The organism is Streptomyces sp. WELS2 (assembly GCF_013870595.1).
In the GTDB taxonomy this organism is placed as follows: Bacteria; Actinomycetota; Actinomycetes; order Streptomycetales; family Streptomycetaceae; genus Streptomyces.
In genome coordinates this window covers 1-3,750 of the sequence record NZ_JACBWZ010000625.1, presented here as the reverse complement: position 1 = coordinate 3,750, position 3,750 = coordinate 1, and the positions used below count along the sequence as shown (strand labels likewise).

Here is a 3,750-nt window from a genome sequence, read left to right as displayed (position 1 = left end):
GGACGCCGATCAAGGCGAGCAGCGCCGTGAAGGCGAACAGTCCGGCCAGCGCCGCACGGGTGGAGGAGTCGTAGTGCTCGGCGATGGCCAGCGCCGCGCCGCCGAGACCGGCGACCACACCGGTGGCGAGGGTCTGCGCGAGCTGCAGCGCGCCGCTCATCTCGCCCTGCCGCTCCGCCGGCGCCTGTTCCAGCGTGTCGGTCGTGGCCGCGTTGAACGCCACACCCATGCCGACACCGCCGATGGCCCAGCCCACCACCGCGAGCCACGCCGGGACCGAGTCGGACAGGATGGACAGCCCGATCACGCCGACGCCCAGCAGCAGGACGACGAAGCCGAGGGCCACGCTCCCGGTGCGCCCGTTCGCCTCGGCGTCCCGCTTGGCCTGCCAGGCCGAGCCCAGCACCCAGGCGATGGCGCCCGCCGACAGGCCGAGGCCGGCCGCCCACGCGCTTTGGCCCCGCAACTCCTGGAGGCCGAGCGGCAGATAGGCCTCACTGCCGAAGTACGCCCCGCACAGCAGTCCCCGGATGACCACGCCGGCCCCGAGCCCCGCGCGCGCGGTCAGCGTGCCCTCGGGGGTGACCCGGCGCAGCGCCGGCAGGGCGACGGCGATACCCACCACCGCGAACACCGCCAGCAGGACCATGTTCTTCAGCAGCAGTGCCTGGAGCAGCACACCGGTGCCCACGGTCAGCAGCACGGCGTTGGCCAGCGGGCCCTTCCACCAGGGTTCGGCCGGGGCCGTGCGCCCCTCCTCGCGCGGACGCTCCAGACGGCGCAGGCCGGGCAGGGTGAGCAGTGCGGCGATCGCCACGATGGGCAGCATCAGCAGGAAGACGGCGCGCCAGGTGGTGCTGTCCGCCAGGGTGCCCGCGACCACCGGGCCGATCAGCGACGGGATCGTCCAGGCCGAGGAGAGGAGCGCGAACATCCGGGCCCGCAGCTGCTCGGGATAGGCCAGTCCGATCACCGTGTAGGCCATGGCCATCACGGCGCCCACGCCCAGGCCCTGGCAGAAGCGGCCCACCAGGAACAGCGGCCAGGAGCCGGCCGCCCCGGCCACCGCGCAGCCGGCCGCGAAGACGGCCATGCCCGCTGCCACCGGCGCCCACGGACCCCGGCGGTCGGCGGTCCGCCCCGCGAGCACGGTGCCGATGATGTTCGCGAGCATCAGCGCCGACAGGCCCCATCCGTACGCGCCCAGCCCGTCCAGGCTCCGGGCGATGTCGGGCAGCACCGTGGCCACACCCAAGGACTCGAACGCGACCATGCTCACCGAGAGGATCACGCCGAGGCTGAGAGCCCGGTACCGGCCGGAGAAGACGCTCGTCGCTCGCTCGGGCAGGGCGGACGCTGCGTCGGCCGCAGATCCTCCCATGCCTTCGGGTAACTCGCCGACGGGTTGAGACATGACGTCACCTCGCGTGAGTGAATTACGTTTCGATCCGGAACGGAAAGGTAATATACTGGAGCCATGGTGAAGACGCCACAGGACACCGCCCCGCCGACGGCGCAGCGCTCACGCGGCCGACCGCGCGACGAGCGGATCGACACGGCGGTACGGCACGCGGTGATGGAAATCCTCAACGAGGTCGGGTACGGCCGGCTGACGCTCGAGGCGGTCGCCGCCCGGGCCGGCACCAGCAAGCCGACGCTGCGCCGCCGCTGGCGCTCGCGCCAGCACCTGGTGGTCGAGGCGCTCGTGCAGACGATGGGCGCCTCACCCACTCCCGACACCGGCTGCACCCACTGCGATCTCATCGCCGGCATCCGCACCCTGAGCCACGCCTTCACCACCAGCATCGGTCGGCGCGCCCTGCCCGCTCTGATCGCGGACCTCGCCGACGACCCCGAACTGGAGTCCGAGTTCCTCAACGAGCTGTTCCACCCGCGCCGCGCCGCCACCGGAGCCGCCCTGCGCCGCGGCATCCAGCGGGGCGACATCCGCCCGGACGCCGACATCGACCTGCTGCTCGACATGCTCGGCTCCACCGCCTACTACCGGGTGCTGTTCGGTCACCTGCCGCTCACACCGACCCTCGCCGAGGATGTCGTGGAGGTCGTCCTCGCCGGTGTCGCCACGCCGCAGTGGCGCTGCCATCGCGCAGCCGTGGACAGCGTCTGACTCCGGCAACAGCATTCCGGGCCCCATGGGACGAGAAAGGGATTGGTGTGCTCAGCCGCGACTGTGAAGTGTCGGATTTACGGAAGGTCCTCGCCTCCGCAGCATCCGGAGCGGGGGCCAGTCTTCTCCTGGAAGGAGGTATCGGGGCCGGCAAGTCGTATCTGCTGCGGGCGGCGGTGAGAACCGCCCGGGCGCGGGGATTCGAGACGGTCTCCCTGCGCGCCCGGCCCTCGGGGACCGCCCTGGCCCGTGACGTGCTGCGCCAGTTGTACCCCGGCCCGCCACCCCCTTCCGACGCGTCCGGGAAACAGGCGGTCACGCCCGAGGCCGCCGCCGACCGGCTCGACCAGCTCATCGGGGCGCGCGGTCCCCGTACTCCCCTGCTGATCGCGGTCGACGACCTGCACTGGACCGACCACGCGTCGCTGCGCTGGCTGGAATGCCTGACGGCCCGGCTGGAGGGGCAGCCGGTGGCCCTGCTGGCCACCCTCACCCCCGGCCTGGCGCGCGGCTGTGCGGGCGGACCGCAGGGCGGCACCGGCACACCCGGCGCGTGCGCGTCCCGTGACGGCTCGCGGGGCGAGGGCGGGTGGGGCGAGACCAGCGCCGCCCTCGCCCGCGTCCTGTCCGACTTCCACCAGCGCACCGTGCTGCCCGGCCTGGCCCCGGACGCCGTCGGCTATCTGCTGACCTCCTTCTTCGGCCGACCCGTCGCCGAGGACCTGGTGCACGCCTGCCACCGTCACACCGGCGGCAACCCGCTGTTCGTGCACGCGCTGCTGCGCGAACTCAGACGCGTCGGCACCGCCACCGAACCGACCTGTGAGCAGATCGCCGGCCTCGGGTCCGTCGAGGTCGCGGAGACCGTCGTGGCCCGTTTCGAGGAACGTTTCCCCGGCGTCGGCCGGGCCCTGGACGCCGTCGCGATCACCGGCCGGGCCGGCAGCGCCGCTCTGGTCGCCGAGCTCGCCGGCCTCCCCCGCGGCGACGCCGCCGACATGCTCCACACCCTCGTCCGCTGCGGCGTCCTCCAGGAGACCGACGGGACGGGCACGACCGCCGTCTTCGCCCAGCCGATGATGCCCGTCTCCTTCCTCGCCGCGCTGCCGCCCAGCGAACACGGCCGGCTGCACGCGGCGGCGGCCCTCGCCCTGCACGCCCGCGGCACCCCCGCACCCGAGGTCGTGCACCACCTCAGGCACGCCCCGCCCCTCGGCGCCCGCTGGGCCTACCGGCTGCTGTTCGAGGCCGCCGGCGCCGCCCTGTCCCGCACCGACCTGCCGCAGGCCCGCGTCCTGCTGGAACGTTGCGTCCAGGAAGGGGAACCCGGTGACCAGCCCGAACTGCTGCGCCGGCTCGGCTTCATCGCCCTCGCCGCCGACGCGCCCGCCACCGCCGTCAGCCGGCTGCACGGCCTGGACCGGCCCCGCCACGCCGGCGACGCCGCCGCCTTCGCCGGCCTCGTCAACCTCGCCCAGGCCCTCGCCCTCGACGGCGACCTGGACGGCGCCCGGCGCACCCTGCGGGGCGCGCTGACGGACCTCGGTCCCGTCGACCCCGCCGAGGAACCGGCCGTCGGCGCCTTCGCCGTCCTCGGTGTGCTCACCCTGCTCACCGGTGAC

At 73.9% G+C, this 3,750-nt stretch carries 3 protein-coding genes; 2 read left to right on the top strand and 1 reads right to left on the bottom strand.

Annotation, left to right across the window (positions count from 1 at the left end):
• Positions 1 to 1,414, bottom strand: a 1,414-nt coding sequence (locus tag H5J33_RS26945) for an MFS transporter (RefSeq protein WP_181797444.1), incomplete at its 3' end; no start/stop codon positions are given.
• Positions 1,415 to 1,477: 63 nt separating this feature from the next.
• Here H5J33_RS26945 and H5J33_RS26940 point away from each other — a divergent pair.
• On the top strand, positions 1,478 to 2,128 hold the full coding sequence (locus H5J33_RS26940) for a TetR/AcrR family transcriptional regulator (protein WP_181797443.1): 651 nt from the start codon (positions 1,478 to 1,480) through the stop codon (positions 2,126 to 2,128).
• Positions 2,092 to 3,750 (top strand): AAA family ATPase (locus H5J33_RS26935; protein WP_399552929.1); only part of this gene is annotated, 1,659 nt, incomplete at its 3' end. The genes H5J33_RS26940 and H5J33_RS26935, both read left to right, overlap by 37 nt.

Coding starts and splice junctions, on each gene's coding strand:
- H5J33_RS26940 (WP_181797443.1), top strand. CDS start 1,478: ATGGTGAAGACGCCACAGGACACCGCCCCGCCGACGGCGCAGCGCTCA.